The organism is Acidithiobacillus sulfurivorans (assembly GCF_018853815.1).
In the GTDB taxonomy this organism is placed as follows: Bacteria; Pseudomonadota; Gammaproteobacteria; order Acidithiobacillales; family Acidithiobacillaceae; genus Acidithiobacillus; species Acidithiobacillus sulfurivorans.
In genome coordinates this window covers 1-23,996 of sequence record NZ_JAAOMP010000073.1, presented here as the reverse complement: position 1 = coordinate 23,996, position 23,996 = coordinate 1, and the positions used below count along the sequence as shown (strand labels likewise).

The window sequence follows — 23,996 nt, the reverse complement described above, 5'->3', positions numbered from 1 at the left end:
TACTGGGGTGCATGTAGATTATTTCCGGGACATTCATGCTGAATGGTCTCTAACAAAGCAGGAAAAAAGCATGAAACAGCAAGAAGAACAGCGTCGCGACCGCTTCATCATCAGTGGGGCCCTGCATGGGGTGACCGACTCGGCATTGGCAGAACTCAAAGTCTTTGAAGAAATGGGCGGGCATGTAGAAGTGCTACCGGAGAAACACCTCGTCCTGATCCAGTATGATGGTCGCTGTGGAGCAGAAGCAGAGGCTAAAATGGTGCAGATTTTGAAAAAAGCCGGTGAAAATTGTGATTCCCATGGAGTTATCTGCCACGGCAAAGATCACTGCGAACCCCTGAATTTGCATGTTGGACCTCTGGCGAAAGATCATCCGCAACGTTCACACTCCCTGGCAAAACACCTCGGCCGATGGCTTCACCTCAAAAAACAATCGTGAATAAAAAATTATGGCTGTGGGCAATCTGCATTTTTGCCGTAGCGGGCAGTGCTTATGCAGACAATATTCCCCTTAGTTCAGCGCAGGAATCCTTGTTGCAGACGGCCGCAGAGGCTTTTTCTCAAGGTAATTACAGGCCGGCTGCAGCGGCCCTTCCCGAGCTGGAAAATACATATATGGGTTCCTGGGTAGGCTACTGGTCTTTACAACCCCGCCTTAATACCTTGTCCCAACAGCAGTATCTCCAGTATTCCACACACTTTCCCCAAGGCGTCGCTCACCATTTGCTGCGTCGGCAATGGTTGATCCAACTGGCGCATCGTCAGGACTGGAATAACTTCACCAGCGTCTATCAATCCGGGCAAAAGCCGGATCTCATCCAGTTACGCTGTGACGCCCTGCGTGATCCCGACTTACAAAATGAAAATGTTGTTTCTCCCTTTTTTTTGTGGAGCAGCGCACCGGCTAATAATCATTCGTGTAATGCCATGGCCCGCGACAGCCTGCAGCAAGGTCTGATTACCCAGGATCAACTCTGGCAGCGACTGCAGCAGATGTTTGAAGCATCCGCTTTTTCTGCAGCGCGCCACTTTGCGCCTTACCTGAATGGTCAGGCTGGAACTCAGCTGGCTGCCACCATTGATCATCCCGATAACTGGATACAAACACATATCCAGCAAAACGGCACGGGATTATGGCCTGAGATGCAAACCCGCCTTCTTGAACTCGCCTTGTTGCGTCTGGCAACTATTCATCCACTGCAGACTGTACAATTTGTGCAGCAAATCCATACGCTGAACGCGGCACAAAAAGCGCGGGTATTGTATCACTGCGCTTTTCAGGCAACCCAGACTTTTCGTCCCGAATCCGGTCGCTGGTATCAGTTGGCCTATTACACCGACCCACAGTTTCATCCTCAGCCGGAAATGCTGGCCTGGATGGTACGGACCGCTATTCGGGTGGGGCGCTGGACCATGGTGAACGATGCCGTCACCCTCATGAATCCTCCGCAAAGCCAGCAGCGGCAGTGGCAATTCTGGAAGGCCATAGCCATGCTGCAACTGGGGCATACGGTGCAGGCGAAAACAGAACTCGGCGCTCTCGCTTCCCCCTGGACCTATTATGGGCAGTTAGCCATGGCAGCGTTGGGACAATCTCTGGACCTGAATAATAATACCGCCGCTGAACCAGAAGATGTTGCCTTACCCGTCCTACAAGAAAACGCTTCTGAGCGAGCGGCCATCAAGCTCTATCAACTGGGCTTGTATTATGATGCCTTGAGTGAATGGGATCATGACCTGAGTACCCTCTCCACTCCCAGCCAGATCAAGGCGGCAGCCCGCATGGCCTTTCAGCAACAGGCCTGGTTACTGGGTATTCATGCCAGCAGCCTGATCCCTCATGGCGGTGACTGGCGTCAGGGCTATGTCCTCCCCTATGCTCAGGAAATCACCGGTGCCGCCAACCAGACGGGATTGCGCCGGGCTTTTCTGGCAGGCCTCATTCGTCAGGAATCGGGGTTTGCTTTTGGAATTCGTTCGGATGTTGGCGCGCAAGGACTGATGCAGGTCATGCCCGCCACTGCTGAATGGTTGCAATCACACGTTCCCGCCGCCGCCAATGCCGATCTGCACAGCATTCAGGGGAATCTGGTGCTGGGTTCCAATTATCTCAGCCTGCAACAGCAAAGTTTTGGCGGATCAGAGTTACTCGCGGCAGCCGCCTACAATGCTGGTCCGGGAGCACCCAAGCGCTGGCTGAGTCGTTGGGATGGTCCCACCCAGGGGCCTTGGGCAGGACCCATTTTTACTGCCAACATTCCTTACCGCCAAACACGGCATTATGTCCAGAGCGTACTGACCAATACGATTATTTATGCAGCCATACTGGATCACCAGGCTCAGAACATCTGGCCGCAATGGCAGTTAAAACCGACCAAGCCTGGCTGACAGCACCCATCAATCAGCGCAGAAAATGGGTTTATAATTCTTTACCCAATTCGAGATTTTCTCGGCTGGCATAGGCTCTGCTATAGCAAAACCCTGTAATACATTCACGCCGAGGTCTGCGAGCTTGCGCGCATGTCCCAGGCTTTCTACACCTTCGGCCACAATTTCCAGGCCCAATGCCTGCGCAGTGGAAGTAACCCCGGCAACAATGGCTAAATCTTTGTTATCAACAAGAATGTCGCGCACAAAACTCTGATCAATTTTAATGGTTTGTGCTGGCAATCTCTGAAGATAGGTTAAAGACGCATTTCCAGTGCCGAAATCATCCAGGGCAATATGAATTCCCAAAGCATTAATCGCCTGCAAGGTACTAATGGCTGAGGGAAAATCAAGCATCGGCGCACTTTCTGTTACTTCCAGTTCAATCAGCTCCCGAGGAAAATCTGGATACCGGGCTAAAATAGCATGAATATCCTGCATAAATTCGGAGTCCAGAAGATGCCGGGCACTAATATTGATACCGACCCGCAGGGAAAAACCTTGATTAAGCCAAAGCATCCCTTGATGCACTGCCGTATTCAGCACAAAACGCCCGATTTTGCGCGCCAGTAAGGGGTGATCCAGTGCACTAAAAAAATGACCGGGATTGAGCAGACCTTCTGCTCTACCCGTGTCCAAACGTAACAGAGCCTCCACACCCAGTACATGCCCATGCAAAGCAACCAGCGGTTGATACCAAAGGACAAAACGATTATCCGCTAACGCCTGCTCAGCCATATGTATTCCTTCGGCGATAAGCTGCTGTTTCGCTTCTAATGCTTCATTGTAAAACACATAACCATTTCGTCCTGCGGCCTTGGCGGCGTACATCGCGAGGTCTGCCAAGCGTAATAACTGTCCTGGATTATCAGCATCCGAGGGGAAAGAAGAGATACCAATAGTTGCCGAAACCGTCACAAGGCTACCCAGAACTTCTACCGGCTCACTGATTTTCCCCAAGGCCTGCGTGAGCAAAACATCAATCTCTTTTATTTGAGAAGGCTTGTACAGGATCAAACCAAACTCATCGCCACCCAAACGCGCGATAATATTTTGCTTACCAAAAATGTGCTCCATACGTTTCGCCAGAGCACAAAGCAGCACGTCACCACTATCATGACCAAAGAGATCATTGATTTGCTTAAACCCGTCCAGATCCAAAATAGCTACAAAAAAGGGATTTACTCCCGGACTCATTTGACAGGCTGCGTCCAAATGTTGCTGAAACAAGCGTCTATTCGGCAATTGCGTGAGAGCATCATGTCCGGCCTGATGGGCAAGCTGATCGGCTAATTGCCGCCTTTGAGAAACGTCATGAAAAACCAGAACCACACCCAGTATTTGCCCAGTACGAGAACGAATAGGAGCTGCCGAGTCTTCAATAGCATATTCGTGACCATCTGCGCTGATCAGCGTGGTATGATTGGCAAGGCCGATGATTCGGCCCTCTTCAAGCACCCGATGAACGGGATTGGCAACCTTTTCTCGGGTAGTTTCATTGATGATTTTAAATACATTATCCAGTGACTCTCCACGAATCTCGGAAATATTTTTCCCCAATAAATTTTCGGCCGCTGAATTAGCGCCCGTCACGCGGGCCTCAGTATCTGTGGTAATCACCGCATCACCAATAGAGGATAAAGTAACCTCGGCCCGCTCCTTGGCTTCCCAGATGGCCGTTTCAGCATCAATGCGGAGCTTTTCCTGAAGTTCCGTGTAATGCCTAACGTAACGATAAACCAGCAATCCCAATAAAGCCAAGAAGACAATCACCAATGAAGGACCAATCATACTGCGCGCCCACATATCCCATAATGTGCTGCGCAAGGTACTGGCTCCGGCCACTAACGGATAATTCGGTACATCTTCAACCGCCCCGAGACGCCATTGGCCTACCGCTTTTGAATAACCCATATAAACGCCACCCATCGAATGCGTATGAGCAGCTACGTAGCGAGCGGCAATTCCAGTTTGGCGAATACCAAATGAGGTCTTGTCCGGTGGCGGATCACGGGCCTCCAGGTATCCATCCCGCCTTAGTAAAAACAACCCGGTATGTGCCTGCAAAGGGTAGCCCATCCAGCATTTGAAGGCTCCATCAACCAAGGGCAGCAAAACAACAATAGTTATCACCTGATGATTCTTTAATGGTACGAGACGTTTGAATGGAATATACCAGAGCTTTTTCTGGATATCCGGAAACAAAGAGCCAATATAAAAACCGCTTTTTAGAAAATAATAACGGACATTTTTCATGGCCAACGAGTGCGTACTGAGATAATCTTTGTGGGATGCTTCTGAGAGAACCCGCCCCTTGCTATCCGTCACGGTGATATTCTGTATTTCTGGCTGTGCCTGCAGATAGTTTTTTAACCGGTGAGACAAATTCAAATCTCGACCAGGCGAGATATTGCGAAGACTGTCCGCAAGCAAATCCAGGGAGGACTGAACATTAAAAACACTTTGCGAAGTACTATGGGCAAGAGCAACTGACAATATCCGTAGATTACTGATCTCCTGGGTCTTAACCCGATCCCAGGTATAAAAGCCAACCAAAACCCAGGAAAGACCCATCAGCAAAAAAAAGCTCCAAACAGAGAACCCTAATAATCTTCTGCTGTAATTTTTCGATACATCAATTTTTTTTCCGTGGTGCGGCATGGGCATAATTATGAACCATTGGAATGATTCAATACTTTTAGCCAAATTTCAGATTAATTTCAAGGCGTGTAGAAAACCTGCATCACTGTGCAAGCGATGCAGGCTGCTGCGATGTGGCTATGTAACTTTAACTGGGCATGGCGGAGATAAAAGCCGCTGGCACGGGGAATTCTCCAAGAGCACTGCGCAACACCGCAAAATGCATGGCTTCATCCCCTTCAATATTGGCTGCTGCATGGGCCAGTTCCGGATTACTGAACTCGGGTACCGTTCCCAGATAGGCCTTGGCAGCACCAACTTCCAGACCGGCAGCAAAATGCAAAACATCATTCTGGGTTTTCAGCTTATCCAGAGGAAATCCCCACTTACTGGCCAGTTCGGTCATCGGCGCTTTTAGAGAAACTTTCGGAGCAACCGGAGTCCCACCCAGCTTCTTAATAGTTTCGGCAAGAATAGCCGCATGGGCTTCATGATCTGCCTGAAATGACAGGGCTACTTTAAGCAAAGCCGGATCCAGCAGCTTGCTTTCGGCCCCGACCTGATAAGCAGCAATAGCCTGATGTTCCGCATTCAGGGCAAAGTTCAGCAAATATAAATCATGCTTCGGGCCTTTGGGCATGACAGCCGCTTCCGCCAGAGCGGGCATGGTTAAACTACTGACCGCAGCCAGTCCCAGCCCAAACAATGCACTTTTTTTGAAAAAATCCCGACGATCCAAACCTTGATTTTCCATTTCTTTCATGACGTTCTCCTGAGCACGTGACAGCAATATTGCCATCCTCAAACTAAATACGCATTCGCTCCATACTTGGATGCAATATGATGATTATTGCAGACTCAACTACTTAAATGCGTCGATAGAATGTCTGCCTTATATAATACGGTCGTAGTCGGCTGGCCCGTTGGCGAACCACCTTCTGGCTCCATAGTCACCGCAATCAGGGCAACCGAACGCATATCCAGATGGTCTGGAGTCACCAGTATCGGTGTGCGCCCTGGATGGGTCGGCAACAACCCCATGGATATGGGCTTTTTGCCCGGAATAATGGCCCAGAGCTGCAAGGATTTATCGGCAGGCAAAGACATTTTGCGCATGGTCACCAAGGCCATGTGATGATCATTGGCTCGCAGCATCCACACGGCCTGACCCGATGTATTGTTCAGCACCGCCATATAGGGCATACGCGGCGGTGCTGGCCAGAGAAGCAGAAGAACCAGTGCCAGCGCCAGGCCGGCCGACATGGCGCGCCAAAGCCCCAGCTTCTGCCACCAGGAAACAGGACGGCCTGCAACGGCAGTAGAGGAGCGTGACGGCAACTCTGCTGCAACCCCCTGCCAGACTGAACGCGGAGGAGCAATGGGTTGCTCTTGCAAACTGTAGGGCATCAAGGTGTCTTCCCACTCTGCCACCCGGGTTGCCAGCCACGGGCGAGAGCGGAGCATGTGGGCAAAACGCAGCCGTGCCCGCCCGCGCAAGGTCCCCAGTACGTAGGAACCCGCGAGCAGGTCCGCAAGCTTTGGCCACTTATTCAGATTCATGATGCAAACAGTCTCTCAAGCTTAAAAGTCCCCGACGAATCCAGCTTTTGACCGTACCCAAAGCTTCACCAGCAAAACGCGCCACTTCGTCGTAACTGGCTGCGCGATAAAAAGCCTGGGAAATAGCCTGCCTTTGATCACTGGGAAGTTGTTCCAGACAATCCAATAAAAGTTGCTTTTCCGAAACCATCCGGGGGTCAGCAGATAATTCCTGTTCTCCCCACTGCTCCCAGTTTTCGTCTTCCCAACCTGGCTGATCTTTGGGAAGTCGTCTTAATTCATCAATAGCCTGATAGCGGACAATAGCCGCTGCCCAAGCCATGGGAGCGCCTCGGCCTGCCTGGTATTCTCCCGCTTTTAACCAGATTTTCACAAACGCATCCTGTAAACAATCGGCAGCACGGCCCTGCTCTCTTAAAATACGCAAAGCAACGGGAAACAGATGCGCAGCCGTAGCATCGTAAAAATCACGGAAGGCTTGCTGATCAGCAAGCGCCACTTTCTGCAAAAGTTTTTCCAGTTCGGCGACTTCAGGCACCGGTTATCACCGTAACCTGATAAACAAAAATTTACATTTTACATCTCGATTCATGGGACAACACACCTTAATCTGTATTTCACAGGCGAAAGCATAGCGCAAAAAACTTTCTCCTGTAACATGTAGTCGCATTTGAATATTTTTCGGAGAGGATGATAATCATGAAAAAATTGTGGATAAAAAGTCTTTTGACCAGCACCGTGCTGGCGGGACTGGGATTGAGTAGTGCCGCCTTTGCTGGCCCCGTGGATATACAGCTCAATGTAGGAACCCAGCCAGTGTATGCTGCACCAGGGTACCCCCCAGCCATTCTCACGGCGCCGCCCTTGATGGTCTGGCTGAGCAATCTGGGTGTTTATGCGGCCTATGGTGCTTCGCAACCCATTTTTTATCAGGGTTCCAACTACTACTATTATTACGGCAACCGCTGGTGGTCGGGTCCGGGCTATCGTGGCCCATGGCGCCCCATAGCGGCTCCGCCGCCCGCATTGCGACGCTGGAATCATCGCGACTGGCAGCGCGTCCAAAGAGATGCTGGCCGCTATTCCCGAGACCCGCATTGGCGGCATTTCCGTCCGGCCCCCGGACGTCCAGAGTTCAATCGCCCGGGAGGCAGGCCCGAACATGGTCGCCCCGATAATAGTCCGGGGCAGCCAGGTTCAAAACCGAACCGTGGACATCAGCATCAGGACAACGGCCAGCCCTGGCAGCGCAACAACTAGGCCAGCTTGCTTTTGACCCAATCGCGGGCGGCCTGGAGAGCATCATCCAGTGCCGCCGGATTACCGGCACCAGCCTGGGCCATGTCGGGTCGGCCGCCACCTTTACCACCCAGCGGCAAAGCTACCACATTCACCAGATCACCGGCGTGAATACGGCCTGCCAAGCTTTTCGCAACAGCAGCGATTAGGGCCACTTTTTCTCCTTCAACCCCGGCCAGGACAATCACGGCTTCGGGAAGCTGACTGCGCAGACGATCCAGCGCATCACGCAAGGCCTTGCCATCCATACCCTCCAGACGGCTGATGAGAACCGGCACGCCAGCCACTTCCTCACTCTGGGCAGCGAGATCCGCACCCGCCCGCGCTGCTTCATCCCGCTTGATTTTCTCTAATTCTTTTTCGAGCTGACGCAAACGCTCGAGGGTCTGAGCCAGACGCTGATCCAGATCTGCTGGTGCCACTTTGAGCAAGCTGGCTGCGCTCTGCAGACGTTGTTCATCGCGCTGGATAAGCTCCAGAGCCGCCGCTCCGACTACGGCTTCAATACGACGAATACCCGCCGCTACGCCGCTTTCGCTGAGAATCTTGAAAACCCCCATATCCCCAAGCGCCTGCACATGCGTGCCACCACAGAGTTCCAGTGAAAAGTCGCCCATGCGCACCACGCGGACTTCATCGCCGTACTTTTCACCGAACAGCGCCATGGCGCCCAGAGACTGGGCTTCGGCAATGGGCAGAACCTGCGTATCGGCAGCGTAATTTTCACGAATCACCGCATTAACGCTGCGCTCTATCTCCTGCAACTGTGCGGAAGTCAAGGGTTCGGAATGACTGAAATCAAAGCGCAGTCGCTCCGGATTGACCAGCGAACCTTTCTGCTGGACATGAGAACCAAGAATATTGCGCAAAGCTGCATGGAGCAGATGGGTGGCGGAATGATGGGCAGCGGTCGCCCGTCGGGCCAGTTCATCCACACTGGCCAGCAAGGTATCTCCTGTCTGGAGACGACCCGACTGCAGCACACCCACATGCACATGCAAACTACCCATGGGTTTTTGGGTGTCATTCACCAGAAATACGGCATTTTCCGACTGCAATTCGCCGCGATCACCCGACTGTCCGCCCGATTCTCCATAAAACGGCGTCTGATCCAGAATGACGACGCCCTTGTCCCCGGCGTCAAGAAAAGCCACTTCTTCGCCATCACGCAACAAGGCCAGCACTTTTCCCTCACCCACACATTGGGTATAACCCGTAAATTGTGTGGCGGAAAAACGCATGGCGAGGTCATGATAAATCCGCTCGGTTTTGACTTCGCCACTGCCACTCCAGGCGGCGCGGGAACGATTGCGCTGCTCACTCATGGCCACTTCATAGCCTTCCATGTCCATACGCAACTTTCTTTCCCGTGCAATGTCTGCGGTTAAATCCACCGGAAAACCATAGGTATCGGCTAATCGGAAGATAATCTCACCGGGGATAGCCGCATCGGCGGGCAGTCCGGAAATGGCGTCTTCCAGCAGGCTCAGGCCACGTTCCAGGGTTTCCCGGAAACGGGTTTCCTCACGCTCCAAAGCACGTTCTACATCACGCTGTGCATGGGCCAGTTCAGGAAAGGCCGTCCCCATTTCGCGTACCAGTGGCGCAACCAGTTTATGAAAAAACACGCTTTCCATGCCCAGCTTGCGACCATGCCTGACCGCGCGCCGAATAATGCGCCGCAAAACATAACCTCTTCCTTCATTGGCCGGCAGTACACCGTCCGTAATCAGAAAACTGCAGGCACGAATATGGTCGGCGAGTACCCGCAGACTGGTATCTGTTGCGGCATCCTGACCATAGGTTTTGCCGGAAATTTCGGCCGCTGCCGCAATCAAGGGCTTGAATAGATCCGTGTCGTAATTATTGTGGACACCCTGCAGAACGGCCGCGAGACGTTCCAGACCCATGCCGGTATCCACGGAAGGTTTGGGGAGCGGGGTCAGTTTCCCACTGCTGTCGCGGTCATACTGCATGAAAACCAGATTCCAGATTTCAATATAACGATCCCCGTCTTCTTCAGGGCTACCGGGAGGGCCTCCCGGAACATCCGGGCCGTGGTCATAAAAAATTTCCGAGCAAGGACCGCAAGGACCCGTATCTCCCATACTCCAGAAATTGTCTTTCGCGCCACAACGGGAAATGCGCGCTGGATCAATACCCATTTCATTGATCCAGATCTCAGCGGCTTCGTCGTCTTCTTCATAAACCGTAATCCAGAGCTTAGCCGCCGGAAGCTCCAGTTTTTCCGTCAGAAATCGCCAGGCAAAAGCGATGACCTCGCGCTTGAAATAATCCCCGAAGGAAAAATTGCCGAGCATTTCGAAAAAGGTGTGATGGCGGGCCGTATAACCCACGTTTTCCAGGTCATTGTGTTTTCCGCCCGCCCGCATGCAGCGCTGGGAAGATACGGCGCGCTGGTAGGGACGTTGCTCCAGACCCAGGAACACGTCCTTGAAAGGAACCATACCGGCATTGGTAAACAGTAGGGTCGGATCATTGCGGGGAATCAGCGAACTGGAGGGCACAATCTGATGGCCCTGTTCCACAAAATAATCCAGAAAAGCTTGGCGAATGGCTTGCGCTTGCATCGGTCTTCCGTCATCCATAAAAAAATCTAGTCGTTAAAATCATCCGCATTTTTGCCCAAGTCCGCCAGTACGCGTCGTATCTGTTCGGGCAAAAATCCTCGTCCCGCCAAAAAACGTGCACGCCGGGCATATTCCCGGGCATCTTCTGGGGCTGTGTTACCAAAACGTTTTCGGTAAGCGGCCTGCGCCTGTACCTGCCAGTTGACGCTTTGTGCTGCCGCACCATCTTGCTCTTTAACGTCAACCCCCGCCCGCTGTAAATCCTGACGCAGGCGTAAGGGGCCATGCCCCTGTCGCAGTCGGGTTCGGGTCAGCATTTCCATGTAACGCTGGTCATCCTGATAACCGGATGATTTCAAGCTGTCGAGCACCATCTGTACCTGCAAATCATCAAAACCTGCGTGGAGCAGCTTGTCCTGCAACTCCTTACGACTGTATTCCCTGCGCGCCAGCAGGCGCAGGGCGATGGTCATGGGATCGGCAGGAGAATGGCTGGCCAATTATTCGGCTGCCGCAGGCTCCACGACATCATCCGTAAATGCCAGCGGACTACCGGCCGCAGCAGCACGGACCTGTTGCTCGATTCTGGCCGCCAGTTCCTTGTGCTCCTTCAGATACTGACGGGCATTATCCTTACCCTGACCAATACGTTCACCCTGATAGGAGTACCAGGCGCCACTTTTTTCCACAATTTCAAACTTGACGCCCAGGTCTACCAACTCCGAAAAGCGGGAAATCCCCTCGCCGTAATAAATGGCAAACTCGGCTTCGCGGAACGGCGGTGCCACTTTGTTTTTGACGACCTTGACCCGGGTATCATTCCCCATGACCTCGTCGCCTTTTTTGATGGCACCAATCCGGCGAATATCGAGGCGTACGGAAGCATAGAATTTCAGGGCATTACCCCCAGTCGTGGTTTCCGGGCTGCCATACATGACCCCGATTTTCATGCGGATCTGATTGATGAAAATGACCAGAGTATTGGTTCGGGAGATATTGGCCGTGAGCTTGCGCAGGGCCTGACTCATCAAACGAGCCTGCAGGCCAACGTGCGAGTCGCCCATATCGCCTTCAATTTCCGCCTTGGGCGTCAGGGCAGCTACCGAGTCCACCACAATCAGGTCCACGGCTCCAGAACGCACCAGCATGTCGGCAATTTCCAGTGCCTGCTCACCTGTATCCGGCTGGGAAACCAGCAGATTTTCCAGATCAACCCCAAGCTTGTGGGCATAGCCGGGATCCAGGGCATGTTCTGCATCAATAAAGGCCGCAGTGCCCCCGGCCTGCTGACAACTGGCAATGGCATGCAGGGTCAGCGTGGTTTTACCGGAAGATTCCGGTCCATAAATTTCGACCACCCGACCTCTTGGCAGCCCCCCAACACCCAAAGCCAAGTCCAGACCCAGAGAGCCGGTGGAGTAAACGGCAATGTCCTTGATGGCATCGTGATCACCCAGGCGCATCACCGCGCCTTTTCCAAACTGCTTGTCAATCTGCGACAAAGCGGCCGCAAGGGCCTTGCTGCGTTGATCATCCATCATGTTGTCCTTTTCTGAATTGAGAAGAGTATTCCACTCGGGCATAACCCGTTTTTGCAGCGGCCTGCTCCGGGCATCCGGGTATTGACCGACCCGGTTATCAAATCCACATTTTCGGGCATTCTACCTGAGCAACCGGAATGGGCAAAGACGCCCAGGATAAATCTTTCATCCACCCAGCAAACTCAGCAAACCACCCAACGCCACCGATCCGGATGCATACTGTACGTTCCAGCGATCGCCACGAAAATGGCAGGTTCGTACCTGTTGTTGGCCATTGCGCTGCCCCCAGGCAATACAGACCGTACCTACCGGCTTGCCCGACACGGCCCCGCCAGGCCCGGCGATACCTGTAATCGCCGCGCCCAAATCGGCTTCCCGCAAGAGACCATTGAGCATTTCCAGAGCCGTTTCTTCGGATACCGCTCCATAGCGCATCAGGGTTTTTGCCTGCACCCCAAGAAAGTGGCGCTTGGCGGTGTTGCTGTAGGTCACTATACCGTGCTGCAAAAGCGCCGATGATCCGGATAAAGCGGTAATCCGGGCTGCGAGGCCGCCACCGGTGCAGGATTCGGCCAGGGCTAATCGCGGCCCACCCGCTTTGGGGCAATGTTGCAGCAGCGCCCATTCTGGTGGTGCCATGGATAAATCAAAAGCTTCCGGCGTTTTTTCCTGGAGCCAGAATTCACCGGGTAAAATTTCTGTGCCCTGACTCTGATCGGTAAAGCGACTGAAACTTTGTGGACAAGGCGGCAAAAAATGCTCCGCCCAATCGCGCAGACCCTGCCAGTCGCCAGCCGGGACCAAGGCACGCTGCGGAATGACTTTCCAGGCATCGGCGTTGGCAAAAGCACCGATGCCCAGTGCCACGCCCTTTATATCAGGCAGAACTGCTGTCAGCTCGATGCGCGCACGCACTCCACTCCTTAAGGCCCAGGCTTCCAGGCGCTGAGCGTCGGGTAGCACCGCTGGTCGCATGGGTAGAAAAATATGAAGTAAATCGCCACTGTTCATAACCAGCCCATCGCTCGCAGCCCCTGTAAAATCAGCCAAGCAGGAATCGCTGCCGCCATGTCATCCAGCATAATGCCCGTTCCTCCATGAATATGTCGATCCAACCAGGAAATAGGCCAGGGTTTGAGCATATCGAAAAAACGGAACAGCAAAAAACCTGTGCCCAAGGCTACCCAACTGAACGGTATCCAGTACAGGGTCATCAACAGCCCCACCCACTCATCCCAGACAATGGCGGGTGGGTCAAGGGCACGCTTGCCGGCTGCACCCCGACGCAGGTCTTCGGCAGTCTGACCACAAAGCCAGGGGCCCACAGCGATCATAATCAAAAGGACAGCAGCGTAAATCCAGAGATTGTGCAGCACCAAAACCAGCAGCAAGTAAAGCGGAACAGCCGCAATGGTACCCATGGTTCCCGGAAGAAGGGGTGCAAGACCACTGCCGCCACCAAAGGCCAGCCAGTGATACCAGGGCCTAGAAAACATGCTGATGACCCCGTATATCCGGTAGCACCATGAGCTGCTCCTGCCAGCAAACATCTACAGGCTCAGTGGCTTGCGGGTCTGCCGGCAAAATCTGTCCCACTACCGTTATTGGCAAAGCACAGCTATGCGCGATATTCATCAATGATGGGGTCAGCGACGGTGGAGCACAGAAAATAAGTTCATAATCATCTCCTCCGGTCAGGGGCCAGCGTTGCAGACGCGACAAGTCCTGATCAATGCAATCACGCAAAGCCGGACTGAGGGGCAGATGTTCCAGATCAACCCGGGCTCGCAGCCCGGAGGCCTTAACAATATGGCTGAGATCCGCCAGAAAACCATCAGAACAATCCAGAGCGCAGGCCACCCCGGCAGCCTGTGCCGCCCGGCCAAAGTCCAGACGCGGGACCGGACGCAAGCGCCGGGCTTCCAGCGCCTCGGACTGTGCCGCCGAACAGGCAAAATCCCAGCCCGGCAGACTGCGAGCCACAAATGCCAGATCCAGGGCTGCTGCTGCATCTCCCAGTGTCCCGGTCACCCAAATCAGATCATCGGGACGGGCTGCATCGCGCCGCATGATGCCCTGCTCCGCCACGCCCAATACGGTAACAGTCAAAGTCAGCGGACCATCTGTTGCTACCGTATCGCCACCTACCAGCGCCACGCCGGAGCTTTCAGCCAGCGTACGCCAGCCCTCGGCAAATGCTTGCAACCAGTGCGAATAGCCTTCAGTACGCACTGGCAAAGCCAGACTGAGCAGGCACCAACGCGGCTGTGCACCCATGGCGGCCAGATCGCTGAGATTCACGGCCAGGGCTTTCCAGCCCAAATCAGTGGGATCCACATCAGCGAAAAAATGGCGTCCGGCAACCAGCGTATCCATACTGGTCACCAGAGACTGTCCAGCCGGATCCAGCCAGGCTGCATCATCTCCCATTCCCAGTAGTACACCCTTCCCGCCGCCACCCAGCCTGCCTTGCAACTGCTCGATGAGTGCAAACTCTCCAACCGCCATGGAATACTCCGTTTTTAAACTGTTCGCGCTTAAGCAGCGCTTTCGTGATGCCGGGTCTGATCACCAATGCCCGCAAGTAATCCCTCCACTAAAATATCTTCATCCAGTTCCGGCCAGTGCAGCCCGCTACCTCCACCACTAATTTCGTAAATCATCCGCTGCTCAGGGCTGGCCCTTAACAAACGTGGGAAATAGGCCAGCGGCACACCCAAAGTACGCCCATCCAACAAATCTACCCAGAGCATTTCCCTCTTGAAATATACAGATTTAGCTAAAGAATTCATGCCATGCCTCCTCAATTTCCTTCCGGTGACTGGCTACAATTGTGGCAAGCCAGCCCTGCTCCTGACTATTCAAACCATAACTCTCCGCAAGACACAGCTCGGGATCAAACCAGAATTTGGCAACCGCTGCACCTTTACGCACATGAATGTGTAGAGGCTCCCTTGGGTTTCCCTCATTGGAATAGAAAAAGAAGGCATATCCTTCTACGCGGAAAATCACCGGCATACCTGACTATTCATTCCTGTGTTACATTTGCTTGGATTGTACAGCAAACCGAAATAAACCATAGTCAGCAGAAATGCTTTAAACCTTTTGGGATCTGCGCGTATTCATCAAGCCATGTCCAGTCTTTCGCCCCCGACAATGCCCCAAGCACAGGCCCGGCAAAAGCCGGTCGTGGGGCGCTTTGCGCCCTCCCCCAGTGGTCCACTGCATGCCGGTTCACTGATTGCGGCCATTGGCAGCTATCTCAGCGCGCGCAGTCAGGGTGGGCTTTGGCTGCTGCGGATTGAAGATGTGGACGAGGACCGGGTGCGGCCCGGAGCTGCAGACACGATTTTGCGTCAGCTGGAAGTACTCGGCCTTGATTGGGATGGCCCAATCTGCTGGCAGTCTCAACGTCATGATTATTATCAACAAGCCTTGGACCAGTTGATAAATGAAGGTGATGCCTACCCCTGCGCCTGTACGCGTCAGGAAATCCGCCAACACGGCGGCAATTATCCCGGCACCTGCCGCCATGGACTGGCGGCGGGTCGAACAGCACGCTCCTGGCGACTGCGCGTTCCCAAACAGTTTCCCGTCTGGGAAGATCGCTTTCACGGTCCTCAGAACACGCCTCCCGAACAGGGGGATCCCGTTCTGCTCCGAGCCGATAATTATTTTGCTTATCTACTGGCTTGCGTGGTCGATGACGGTGCACAGGGCGTGAGCGAGGTCATCCGTGGTGGCGACTTACGCACGTTTACTGGAGTCCAGCGCTATTTGCAAAGCCTCCTGCACCTGCCCCGGACAGAATATGGGCACCTTCCGATACTCTGTAATGCCGATAGCAGCAAGCTTTCCAAAAGCAGTCAAAGCCCGGCCTGGACAGGAAACCCCGGACAAGGCTGGGAAACAACCCTGGGCTTGTTGGGCTGGGACACCCCCGCCGAACTCCATGGGGCATCTGCTGAACAATGGCGCAACTGGGCGCTGGCAGAGGCGCGGGGCAAGACACCATTCTGGCATCCAACGGCCACAAGCGTTACGCTGCCCTTATGAATCTTGATCCGATAGTTGTCTTGGAGGCTTTTCAGCGACTTTGGCCTGCGCCGTTAGGACGGCTGTCGGAGCAACGATGAATCTTCCGGAACTGGTCCCCGCCACCCTGATTCGTCGCTACAAACGTTTCCTGGCGGACTGCGAACTCGAAACGGGTGAGCAAATCACCGCTCATTGTCCCAACTCGGGAAGCATGCGCAGTTGCGCAGAACCCGGGCAACCCATTCTCATTTCCCGTAGCCATAACCCCAAACGCAAACTCGCCTGGACCTGGGAGCTTTACTGGAGTGGCAACAGTTGGGTGTGCATCAATACGCAGCGACCCAACCACATTGTTGCCGAAGCCATTGCCACCGGGCAGATTCCCGCCTTGCAGAATTACGGTGAGCTGCGGCGCGAGGTGCCCTATGGCAGCCATGAACGAGTGGACATCCTCTTGCAGAACCCCCAGCGTCCACCCTGCTATGTCGAAGTCAAATCCTGCACCCTGCTGGACCCGGATGGCGTCATCCGTTTTCCTGATGCGGTCAGCACCCGCGCCCTGCGCCACCTGCATGCGCTCCGCGAGGTCGTAACCAACGGCGGACGCGCAGTCATGCTTTTTTTGATTGGCCGCGAAGATGGTCAGGGTTTTGCCCCGGCCGACCGCGTAGATCCGGCTTATGGACAGGCGCTCAGGGAAGCGCGCAGCGCGGGTGTGGAAATACTGGCCTACCGAACCCGGGTCAGTCCTGATAAAATAGTCATTGATGCGGCAGAGCAGCTACTTTTTTAGCCGCTTTGAGTCGCCCCAGGAGAATCTCATGTTACAACGTCAAAAAAATCCCCCTCAGGGCAACATCAAAACCCCTGAAGAAGTCGTAAAAATGCGTACTGCCGGGCATTTGACCGCCATGGTGCTCAACATGATTCGGCCTCATGTCAAAGCCGGAATCACTACCGGAGAATTGGACCGGATTTGTCACGATTATATTGTCAATGATTTACAGGGAATTCCTGCCCCGCTGAATTATCAGCCCAGTCCGGAATATCCGCCCTTCCCCAAATCGGTCTGTATTTCCCTCAACCACGTCATCTGCCACGGTATTCCTGGCGATCGGGTGCTGAAAGATGGGGATATGCTGAACATTGATGTGACGGTCATCAAGGATGGCTACCACGGTGACAGCAGCAAAATGTTTACGGTTGGCGAAGTGCCGTTGCGCTCCAGAAGGGTGATGGAAGTTGCCCACGAGGCCATGGTGCGCGGCATTGAGCAAGTCCGACCGGGCGCCACCCTGGGCGATGTCGGCCATGCGATTCAGGTATATGCTGAAGCTCAGCATTGCTCGGTGGTGCGGGAATTTTGCGGGCACGGCATTGGCCGGGTATTTCACGATGAACCTCAGGTGCTGCACTATGGTAACCCCGGCGAAGGCGTGGAGTTGGTGGCGGGAATGACGTTTACCATTGAACCCATGATCAATGCTGGCAAACGACACATCAAGGCGTTGCCCGACGGCTGGACCATTGTCACCAAGGATCACAGTGCTTCAGCGCAATGGGAACATACCATTCTGGTCACCGACGACAGCTACGAGGTGTTGACCCAACTCCCCGGCGATCCCATCTGAACATGCCCGAATTCATGGCAGGCGAGAACCTGCCGGGCGTGCCGGAAACCCTGCGTAATGAACGGTCTGAATTACAGAACCGTTTCTCCCCGCGCCAAAGTAGTCGCTCGCTCTTGCGCCAGCACTGTGCTTTGCTGGATAAATCCTTGCGTAAAATCTGGCGTCAGGCTGCAGCGCAGCAGGAGCAGAGCATAACCAGACTCAGCCTGATTGCAGTGGGTGGTTATGGGCGCGGGGCCCTGTTTCCCGGCTCGGACCTTGACCTGCTGATTCTCACTCCACCCACGCTTTCGGAAGCTGAAGAGCAGTTCATTCATTTCTTTCTGACGGCGCTGTGGAATTTGCAAATGGAAGTGGGCTCCAGTGTTCGGTCGGTTCAGGAATGCCTGGAAAAGGCGCGAGAAGATCTCAGCATTGCCAGCACGTTTCTGGAGGCCCGTTATCTTTACGGTTCACGGAAATTATTTAATCAACTGGAAGAAACCCTCCGAGCCAATCCGCCCTGGAAACCGGAAGTTTTTTTTGCTGCCAAACTCGCCGAACAGGAAAACCGCCACGCCCGCTGTAGCGATACGGCTTTTCATCTGGAACCCAACCTGAAAGAAGGTCCTGGCGGGCTTCGCGATATTCATCAACTGCAATGGCTGACTGGTAGCATTTTTGGAGACAGCAGCCTGCTGTGCCTGCGCCAGAAAAACCTGGTCACCCCGGAAGAATATCGGCAACTTCTCCGGGCTCAGTCTTTTCTGACGCGCCTGCGCATCACCCTGCACTATGCCAGCGGCCGCCATGAAGACCGCTTGCGCCTGGAGCAGCAACGCCAACTCGCCGAGGTACTGGGTTACCAGGAGCGTCCTGGCCGCAGCCCGGTTGAACAGCTCATGCAAAAGCTTTATCGCGCTTTCGCCGACATTATGCGCATCGCTGCTATTGCTCAGGAAAATATTGCCCTTTACCTGGCTGATCAAGGCAGCCTGAGCGGAGATTCAGCACAACCGGTCCGGAACACAGTGCCTCTTCCCCAGGCAGATGATCCGCAATTATTGCAGAAAATATTACGCTTGTTTCGCGAGCTGGCCGAAAACCCGCAGATCATTTCTCTGGATGCCTTGACCCAACGCGCGCTTTATAAGTTGCGAAGTAAAATCCAGCCCCGCAATCTTGAACTAGATCCCATCGCCAGAAATGAATTCCTGGCCCTGCTGGCGCAAGCAGATGGCGCTTATGACAGCCTGAAAATCATGCATCAATGTGGCATCCTCGGGCGGCTGATTCCGGCTTTTGAACGCATTACCGGCCGCATTCAGCATGATCTGTTTCACGTATACACCGTCGATCAGCACACCCTGTTTCTGCTGCGGAATATTGGACTGCTTCATAAGCAGGAAGAAACCCGGATGTCTGTACTCAAACAGGCCTGGGCACAAGTGGATAAACCGGAACTGCTGGTTCTGGCCGGGTTATTTCATGATATTGGCAAGGGCCGGGGCGGCGATCATTCCCAAATTGGTGCACAGGAAGCACGACGTTTTGCCCGACGCCTACAGCTGTCAGCAAGAGACACAGAACTCATCATCTGGCTGGTGGAACAGCACCTGCAGATGAGTACAGTCTCCCAACGTCGTGACCTGGAAGATCCTCAGGTCATCCAGGATTTTGCCAGAATGGTCGGCGATGAACGGCATCTGGCCTACTTGCTGTTACTGACCGTAGCAGACATGCGAGCCACCAATCCGGACCTTTGGAATGACTGGAAAGGCTTGTTGCTCAGTACCCTGTATCGCGCTACGGCTATCGAATTGCAGCAGGAAGATCGCAGCCGTCAAGACCTGCCTCACATTGTCCGGGATCGTCAGGAAAACGCGTTGCAATGCCTGACGCAGGAAGAGCAAATCCGCGCCAGAGTATTCTGGCAGCATTTATCGGGGGCCTATTTTTCACGTTACAGCGAAAATGAACTGCTGTGGCACATTCAACAGATTCTTGCCCATAAAAGTCGTAAAACCCTGGTAGCAGTACGCGCCCACCAGCCTGAGGGCAGTGAAATCCTGATTTACGGACCTGACCGTCCCGGTCTTTTTCAGCAAATTACCGGTGCTCTGGATCGCCAGTCCCTCAACATCATCGACGCGCGCATTGATACCAGTGAAGATGGTCGAGCCATTGATACCTTTCTGGTCATTGACAACAGCCACGCCTTTGCGCGAACCGAACAGGCCGACCATGATCTGGCGGCGCGGCTGCGCGCCATCATCGAAGGAGAAACCGAAAGTAAACCACATTTTGGTCTGCGCCACCGCGACCCACGTCATCGCTTTTTTGCCCAGCGTCCCGCAGAAATCCGTGTGGATAACCACGCCCTTTCCCGCTATACCTTGCTGGAAGTGCGTGCGGCCGATCATCTTGGACTGCTTTATCGGGTGGGTGAGGTATTACGCACCTTACAGCTGAATATTCATGGCGCCAAAGTGTCTACATTTGGTGAACGGGTTGAAGATACCTTTTTTATTCTCAATGAAAGAGGTCGACAATTAACGGAAACCCAAAGCAAAACACTTACTGGCACGCTGGATGAAATGCTCAACGGGCAAGCACATTAAATGATTTTTTCAAATAATAAAGGCAGATTTACATGTGGGATTTTCTGATTCCCAAAGCAGAGCGCCGCCGTGATCGTACTTTGGCGCTGGCCGGAATTATCCGTAGCGCCCTGCTGGTACAGAACATTGCCCGCAGTGGTGAACAACCGGGGCTAATATTGGCCACCTGTATTCACAGCATTCTGTCCCTGGATAGTGCCAATACTCGTCAGGCACTGGGAGACATCCAGAGTTTACGGCAGGCATTGGCCCTGCTCTGCCCGCTCCTGCAACGCGGTCCGGCCAATGCCCAGGAAGCTGAACTGCTGCGCTATGCCATGGCGATGAGCAGCCTGAGTAAACGCCTGTTAAAAAATCAGAGCGCTTCCCAGCGCGTGCATGAAGGTATTCAGCAGGCCCAGCGACAAATTCAGCATTTTGGTGATCCGCTGCAGAGCAGTATCATTGCCGGTCTGGCACAAACATACACAGAAGCTATAGGCACCTTGCGCCCGCGCATTATCGTCAGCGGTGATAGCCGCTATCTAAGTGACGCTGATGATGCTGCACGTATCCGCACGCTCCTACTCAGCGGTATTCGCGCTGCCGTACTCTGGCGGCAGGCGGGTGGTCACATTCCTGGAAGCCTGCTCGAACGTCGGGGCATTTGTCAGGAAGCGGAAGAGTTGCTTTCTACGAATAATTCATGCTGAAAACGGCCGATGGCCTGTGGGCTTTGCAGCGACTTTGGCCCGCGCCTTAGAACAACAGGCAAGGGACGTTGGAGCAAAAAGCCCACAGGCCATCGGCCGTTTTCAGCATGAACCCTGCAACTCGCAGCAGCGGTCGGGTTCAGAGCATCCGAATTAATTTTGGAAACTATCGAGGCCCGAAGCATCAGTATTTTGCCTCTGTGCCGGCATCGCATTGCTAACGACGGATGCAGTAGCTGCACTGCTCAGCGGCGCAATGGTAAAGGATTTGATGCGGGTGGTAGGTAGTGGAGATTGGGTCTGGGGTTGAACCGCGACAGAGCGCGCGGGAGCAGTCGCCGGCTGCGTACTTGTTGTAATTGCTGTACTGGATTTAAGTGGCTTGGTGGCAACCAGATGCGCTAGACCTGATTGAACAGACTGCGCATGAGCAACCGGCTGAGGTTGTTGATAACCCATGGTGTACAACTTTCCAAGCATTGCATTCACCAGGGCTTGGGCGCCGTCCCAGGTCAAATGGACCTGATCAGGATCAAAGTAATTATATTGATCATGGCTGATACGATTCCAATGCAACAAATAAACATTGGGATATTGTGCCTTGGCGCGGAGATACTGTGCTTTAACTTCATTTTCCCAGACTCTGGGAACATTGGGAATAATCAGCAATATTTTGCGATTTCCGGCTTCGCGCATGACCCGATCCAGATCCTGGGTAAAGACATCGCCATTACTGCCCAGCTCCAGAACGATATAGCGAATATCTGCATTTTGAGGTTGCGTCAACTCTGCCTGCAGGACGGATGGGGCACGCGAAAATTGTCGACCCACTTTACCGTCCAGTATGGCATTGGGAACCTGATGAATCACAAAACCTGACCATCCCAGAAGAATGGAATCCGTAACAACCAATACCTGCTTATCCGGGTAAGCCGGATTCTGACGCATTTCCTGTCCGTTATAGAGATAACCGGGTTGTGGATTGGGCTGCCAGGCAAAGGAGCCAGCCGCTATAGCTGACGACCCATCCGCAGCACTGAGGGTGTTTGCCACCGGCCCCGCCAAAGCCGCAGCACCTGATTGATGGATAGACAGCAACTGCTTTTGCAACTGGGCAATTTTCAGCGCCTGATAATGCTTGTATAACAGCAGATGGAGATTTTTTTCGCGTTCATGAATAAATTGCTGATTAACCACCACTGAATCATACCAACCGGCAATGCCCAAACCCAGAATCAAAGCCACAGTAAAAGCTGTTTGCAGGGAAAAATGATGCCGCGCTTTCTTGCCAAAAGCATTCTGTATACTGACTTCAACCAAGGCATAGGTAAGCACCGACAACAACAGGATAATCAACACAGAAAGTATCACTAAAACGTAATGAGTCGCGCCATGATAAAAATAATAGAGGAAAGAAATAACTGGAACATTCCATAAATATAAGGAGTATGACATCTCTCCCAAAGCCCCGCCCAACTGCCATTTTATCTGTGCAAAGACTGTGGATCGTTCCGCAGCATAAATATAAATTGCAGTAAGCAATAATACTGGTAAAGAATATATGACATAATTCTGATAAGGAGCCAGCAGTAACAGGACAATAATACCCAGCACTGCCATGACCACCAACAAATCAAAAACGACGGGAATTTTTTTAGCCTCACGACCACTCAGAACCATGAAACCCAGAATCCCGGCAATATAGGAAAAACCATGCCAAGGTAAAACATAAGCAGCATTAAGCTGATGATGTACACCCAACCAGTATGCTCCCCCTGCCGTAACCATCAGCAATAGCAACATCAGCACAAAATAAAAATACTGGTTACGAATTATTTTACGCAGCAAAAAATGCAAAACATACAACTGCACCAATAATGAAATAAACCACATTCCAATAAAGGGGTGCGGCATCGCAAAGGTCTGAAAATAAGGTATATGATGAAATATCAGATAAAAGTTATAGACAAAAAGCGATGAATAAACAGCCGGTTCCCAACTGGTCAGATGAAAGTAATAACCAAACAGAGCAACTACCCAGGTTACCACCAGCATGGGAATGACAATACGAGAAAGGCGTCTTCTGAAGAAAGTGCGCACACTGTTCAGAAAGCCAGCATCCGGCGCATGGCGCATGGATCTCTCTATTAAGTATCCGGAAACAAAGAGAAATACATCAACACCCAGATAACCACCAGAAAACCATGCGCTGCCAAAAGTAATGGTTTCATGCACATGAAACCCAATGACGCCGACCATGGCGAGAAATTTCAGATAATCCAGATAGAGCATACCGTCATCCCGCAAAATTTTATGAATTAGTTTTTGTCTTCAGTTTTTTTAATATCACGGGCAATGGCATGTACCATGACCTGAATTCCCTGCCAATTGGGATGAACCAGGTCCGTCCAGAAATATTGCGGATGATTTTTGCTGAGCAGATCCCAACGTACCAGATGCACATTCGGGTGTGTGGCGGCGGTTTGCAGATAAAGCTGTTGTACTTCATGTTCCCAGGATCGGGGCATTTCCGGCATCACCAGAAATATTTGGCGGTGGCCAAGCATTTTGAGTAGTTGCTGCAGGTCCGCAGGATACACTTCACCATTCGTACCCAATTCGATGACGACATCACCTACCCCTTGGGTCATCCCGGTTTGTTGCATGGTCTTCCAGATGGGCAACGCGCTGGAAAACTGTCTGCCCACCCGCCCGCTGATGAGCGCATTGGGAAACACATGCGCAAAATATCCCGACCAGCCGGTCAAAATACTGTCACCAATGATAATGACACCGACTGGATAAGTTTTAGGGAAACGCAGCACCGAACGGGCATCCAATACATAGTCCGGATCGGGTGATTCGGAAAAGTCCTTATGCGCATCAATAATCGCCATCTGATCCAGATAACGTTCGGGTTTCTGCGGGGCGGGTGCCATACCCGCCGCGACGGGGGCAGGCAGAGTCTCGTGGA

At 53.0% G+C, this 23,996-nt stretch carries 22 protein-coding genes; 8 read left to right on the top strand and 14 right to left on the bottom strand.

All coding sequences use genetic code 11. From position 1 onward, the window contains the following. The first annotated feature begins 70 nt into the window (after positions 1-70). Both HAP95_RS06205 and HAP95_RS06200 read left to right on the top strand, forming a co-directional pair. A complete protein-coding gene (locus HAP95_RS06205) occupies positions 71-442 on the top strand; it encodes a hypothetical protein (RefSeq protein WP_024894265.1) in 372 nt (123 codons plus the stop codon). Then, positions 439-2,391 (top strand): lytic transglycosylase domain-containing protein, encoded by a 1,953-nt coding sequence (locus HAP95_RS06200; RefSeq protein ID WP_215883421.1) that lies wholly within the window; start codon positions 439-441, stop codon positions 2,389-2,391. Before HAP95_RS06205 ends, HAP95_RS06200 begins: the two co-directional genes overlap by 4 nt. A 9-nt stretch (positions 2,392-2,400) precedes the next feature. On the opposite strand, the gene HAP95_RS06195 is transcribed toward HAP95_RS06200, so the two are convergent. From HAP95_RS06195 to HAP95_RS06180, 4 genes are all read right to left on the bottom strand, one after another. Continuing rightward, the gene (locus tag HAP95_RS06195; protein ID WP_226832611.1) at positions 2,401-5,004 is read right to left on the bottom strand and encodes a bifunctional diguanylate cyclase/phosphodiesterase; all 2,604 of its coding nucleotides are present in this window, start codon (positions 5,002-5,004) and stop codon (positions 2,401-2,403) included. Between the two features lie 214 nt (positions 5,005-5,218). Further along, on the bottom strand, positions 5,219-5,833 hold the full coding sequence (locus HAP95_RS06190) for a ferritin-like domain-containing protein (RefSeq protein WP_215883420.1): 615 nt from the start codon (positions 5,831-5,833) through the stop codon (positions 5,219-5,221). 95 nt (positions 5,834-5,928) lie between these two features. Then, positions 5,929-6,630 (bottom strand): anti-sigma factor, encoded by a 702-nt coding sequence (locus tag HAP95_RS06185; RefSeq protein ID WP_215883419.1) that lies wholly within the window; start codon positions 6,628-6,630, stop codon positions 5,929-5,931. Beyond that, entirely contained in the window at positions 6,617-7,168 is a 552-nt protein-coding gene (locus tag HAP95_RS06180; RefSeq protein ID WP_215883418.1) for a sigma-70 family RNA polymerase sigma factor, read from the bottom strand. The genes HAP95_RS06185 and HAP95_RS06180 overlap by 14 nt, the downstream gene beginning before the upstream one ends. Positions 7,169-7,329: 161 nt before the next feature. Between HAP95_RS06180 and HAP95_RS06175 the strand changes: the two genes are divergently transcribed. Next, positions 7,330-7,890 (top strand): hypothetical protein, encoded by a 561-nt coding sequence (locus tag HAP95_RS06175; RefSeq protein ID WP_215883417.1) that lies wholly within the window; start codon positions 7,330-7,332, stop codon positions 7,888-7,890. Here HAP95_RS06175 and alaS read toward each other — a convergent pair. From alaS to HAP95_RS06135, 8 genes are all read right to left on the bottom strand, one after another. Continuing rightward, positions 7,887-10,520 (bottom strand): alanine--tRNA ligase, encoded by a 2,634-nt coding sequence (gene alaS / locus HAP95_RS06170; RefSeq protein WP_215883416.1) that lies wholly within the window; start codon positions 10,518-10,520, stop codon positions 7,887-7,889. The two genes, HAP95_RS06175 and alaS, sit on opposite strands and share 4 nt — an antisense overlap. A gap of 26 nt (positions 10,521-10,546) precedes the next feature. Beyond that, positions 10,547-10,993, bottom strand: a complete 447-nt coding sequence (locus HAP95_RS06165) for a regulatory protein RecX (RefSeq protein WP_215883467.1) — start codon at positions 10,991-10,993, stop codon at positions 10,547-10,549. Positions 10,994-11,020: 27 nt separating this feature from the next. Beyond that, entirely contained in the window at positions 11,021-12,058 is a 1,038-nt protein-coding gene (gene recA / locus HAP95_RS06160; RefSeq protein ID WP_215883466.1) for a recombinase RecA, read from the bottom strand. Positions 12,059-12,226: 168 nt separating this feature from the next. Next, positions 12,227-13,072: a CinA family protein gene (locus HAP95_RS06155; RefSeq protein WP_215883415.1), complete on the bottom strand. Its 846-nt coding sequence runs from the start codon at positions 13,070-13,072 to the stop codon at positions 12,227-12,229. Next, on the bottom strand, positions 13,069-13,557 hold the full coding sequence (locus HAP95_RS06150) for a phosphatidylglycerophosphatase A family protein (RefSeq protein ID WP_215883414.1): 489 nt from the start codon (positions 13,555-13,557) through the stop codon (positions 13,069-13,071). The genes HAP95_RS06155 and HAP95_RS06150 overlap by 4 nt, the downstream gene beginning before the upstream one ends. Continuing rightward, a complete protein-coding gene (gene thiL, locus HAP95_RS06145) occupies positions 13,547-14,569 on the bottom strand; it encodes a thiamine-phosphate kinase (protein WP_215883413.1) in 1,023 nt (340 codons plus the stop codon). Before thiL ends, HAP95_RS06150 begins: the two co-directional genes overlap by 11 nt. Before the next feature lie 29 nt (positions 14,570-14,598). Then, positions 14,599-14,853, bottom strand: coding sequence for a DUF2442 domain-containing protein (locus HAP95_RS06140; protein WP_215883412.1), 255 nt, complete (start codon positions 14,851-14,853; stop codon positions 14,599-14,601). Continuing rightward, positions 14,837-15,079, bottom strand: a complete 243-nt coding sequence (locus tag HAP95_RS06135) for a DUF4160 domain-containing protein (RefSeq protein WP_215883411.1) — start codon at positions 15,077-15,079, stop codon at positions 14,837-14,839. The genes HAP95_RS06140 and HAP95_RS06135 overlap by 17 nt, the downstream gene beginning before the upstream one ends. A gap of 138 nt (positions 15,080-15,217) precedes the next feature. Between HAP95_RS06135 and gluQRS the strand changes: the two genes are divergently transcribed. From gluQRS to hflD, 5 genes are all read left to right on the top strand, one after another. Beyond that, entirely contained in the window at positions 15,218-16,117 is a 900-nt protein-coding gene (gene gluQRS / locus HAP95_RS06130; protein ID WP_215883410.1) for a tRNA glutamyl-Q(34) synthetase GluQRS, read from the top strand. A gap of 76 nt (positions 16,118-16,193) precedes the next feature. Further along, entirely contained in the window at positions 16,194-16,892 is a 699-nt protein-coding gene (gene sfsA, locus HAP95_RS06125) for a DNA/RNA nuclease SfsA (protein WP_215883409.1), read from the top strand. Between the two features lie 28 nt (positions 16,893-16,920). Further along, entirely contained in the window at positions 16,921-17,730 is an 810-nt protein-coding gene (map, locus tag HAP95_RS06120; protein ID WP_215883408.1) for a type I methionyl aminopeptidase, read from the top strand. A gap of 2 nt (positions 17,731-17,732) precedes the next feature. After that, positions 17,733-20,330 carry a [protein-PII] uridylyltransferase gene (gene glnD, locus HAP95_RS06115; protein WP_215883407.1) on the top strand — a complete coding sequence of 866 codons (2,598 nt, stop codon included), beginning with the start codon at positions 17,733-17,735 and terminating at the stop codon, positions 20,328-20,330. 32 nt (positions 20,331-20,362) lie between these two features. Next, on the top strand, positions 20,363-21,022 hold the full coding sequence (hflD, locus tag HAP95_RS06110; RefSeq protein WP_215883406.1) for a high frequency lysogenization protein HflD: 660 nt from the start codon (positions 20,363-20,365) through the stop codon (positions 21,020-21,022). 153 nt (positions 21,023-21,175) lie between these two features. Here hflD and HAP95_RS06105 read toward each other — a convergent pair whose 3' ends face one another. Together HAP95_RS06105 and HAP95_RS06100 are read right to left on the bottom strand one after the other, a co-directional pair. Then, complete coding sequence (locus HAP95_RS06105) at positions 21,176-23,314, bottom strand: acyltransferase family protein (protein WP_215883405.1); 2,139 nt, start codon at positions 23,312-23,314, stop codon at positions 21,176-21,178. A 26-nt stretch (positions 23,315-23,340) separates the two neighbouring features. Continuing rightward, the coding region (locus HAP95_RS06100) for an SGNH/GDSL hydrolase family protein (protein ID WP_226832606.1) at positions 23,341-23,996 on the bottom strand (656 nt) is incomplete at its 5' end.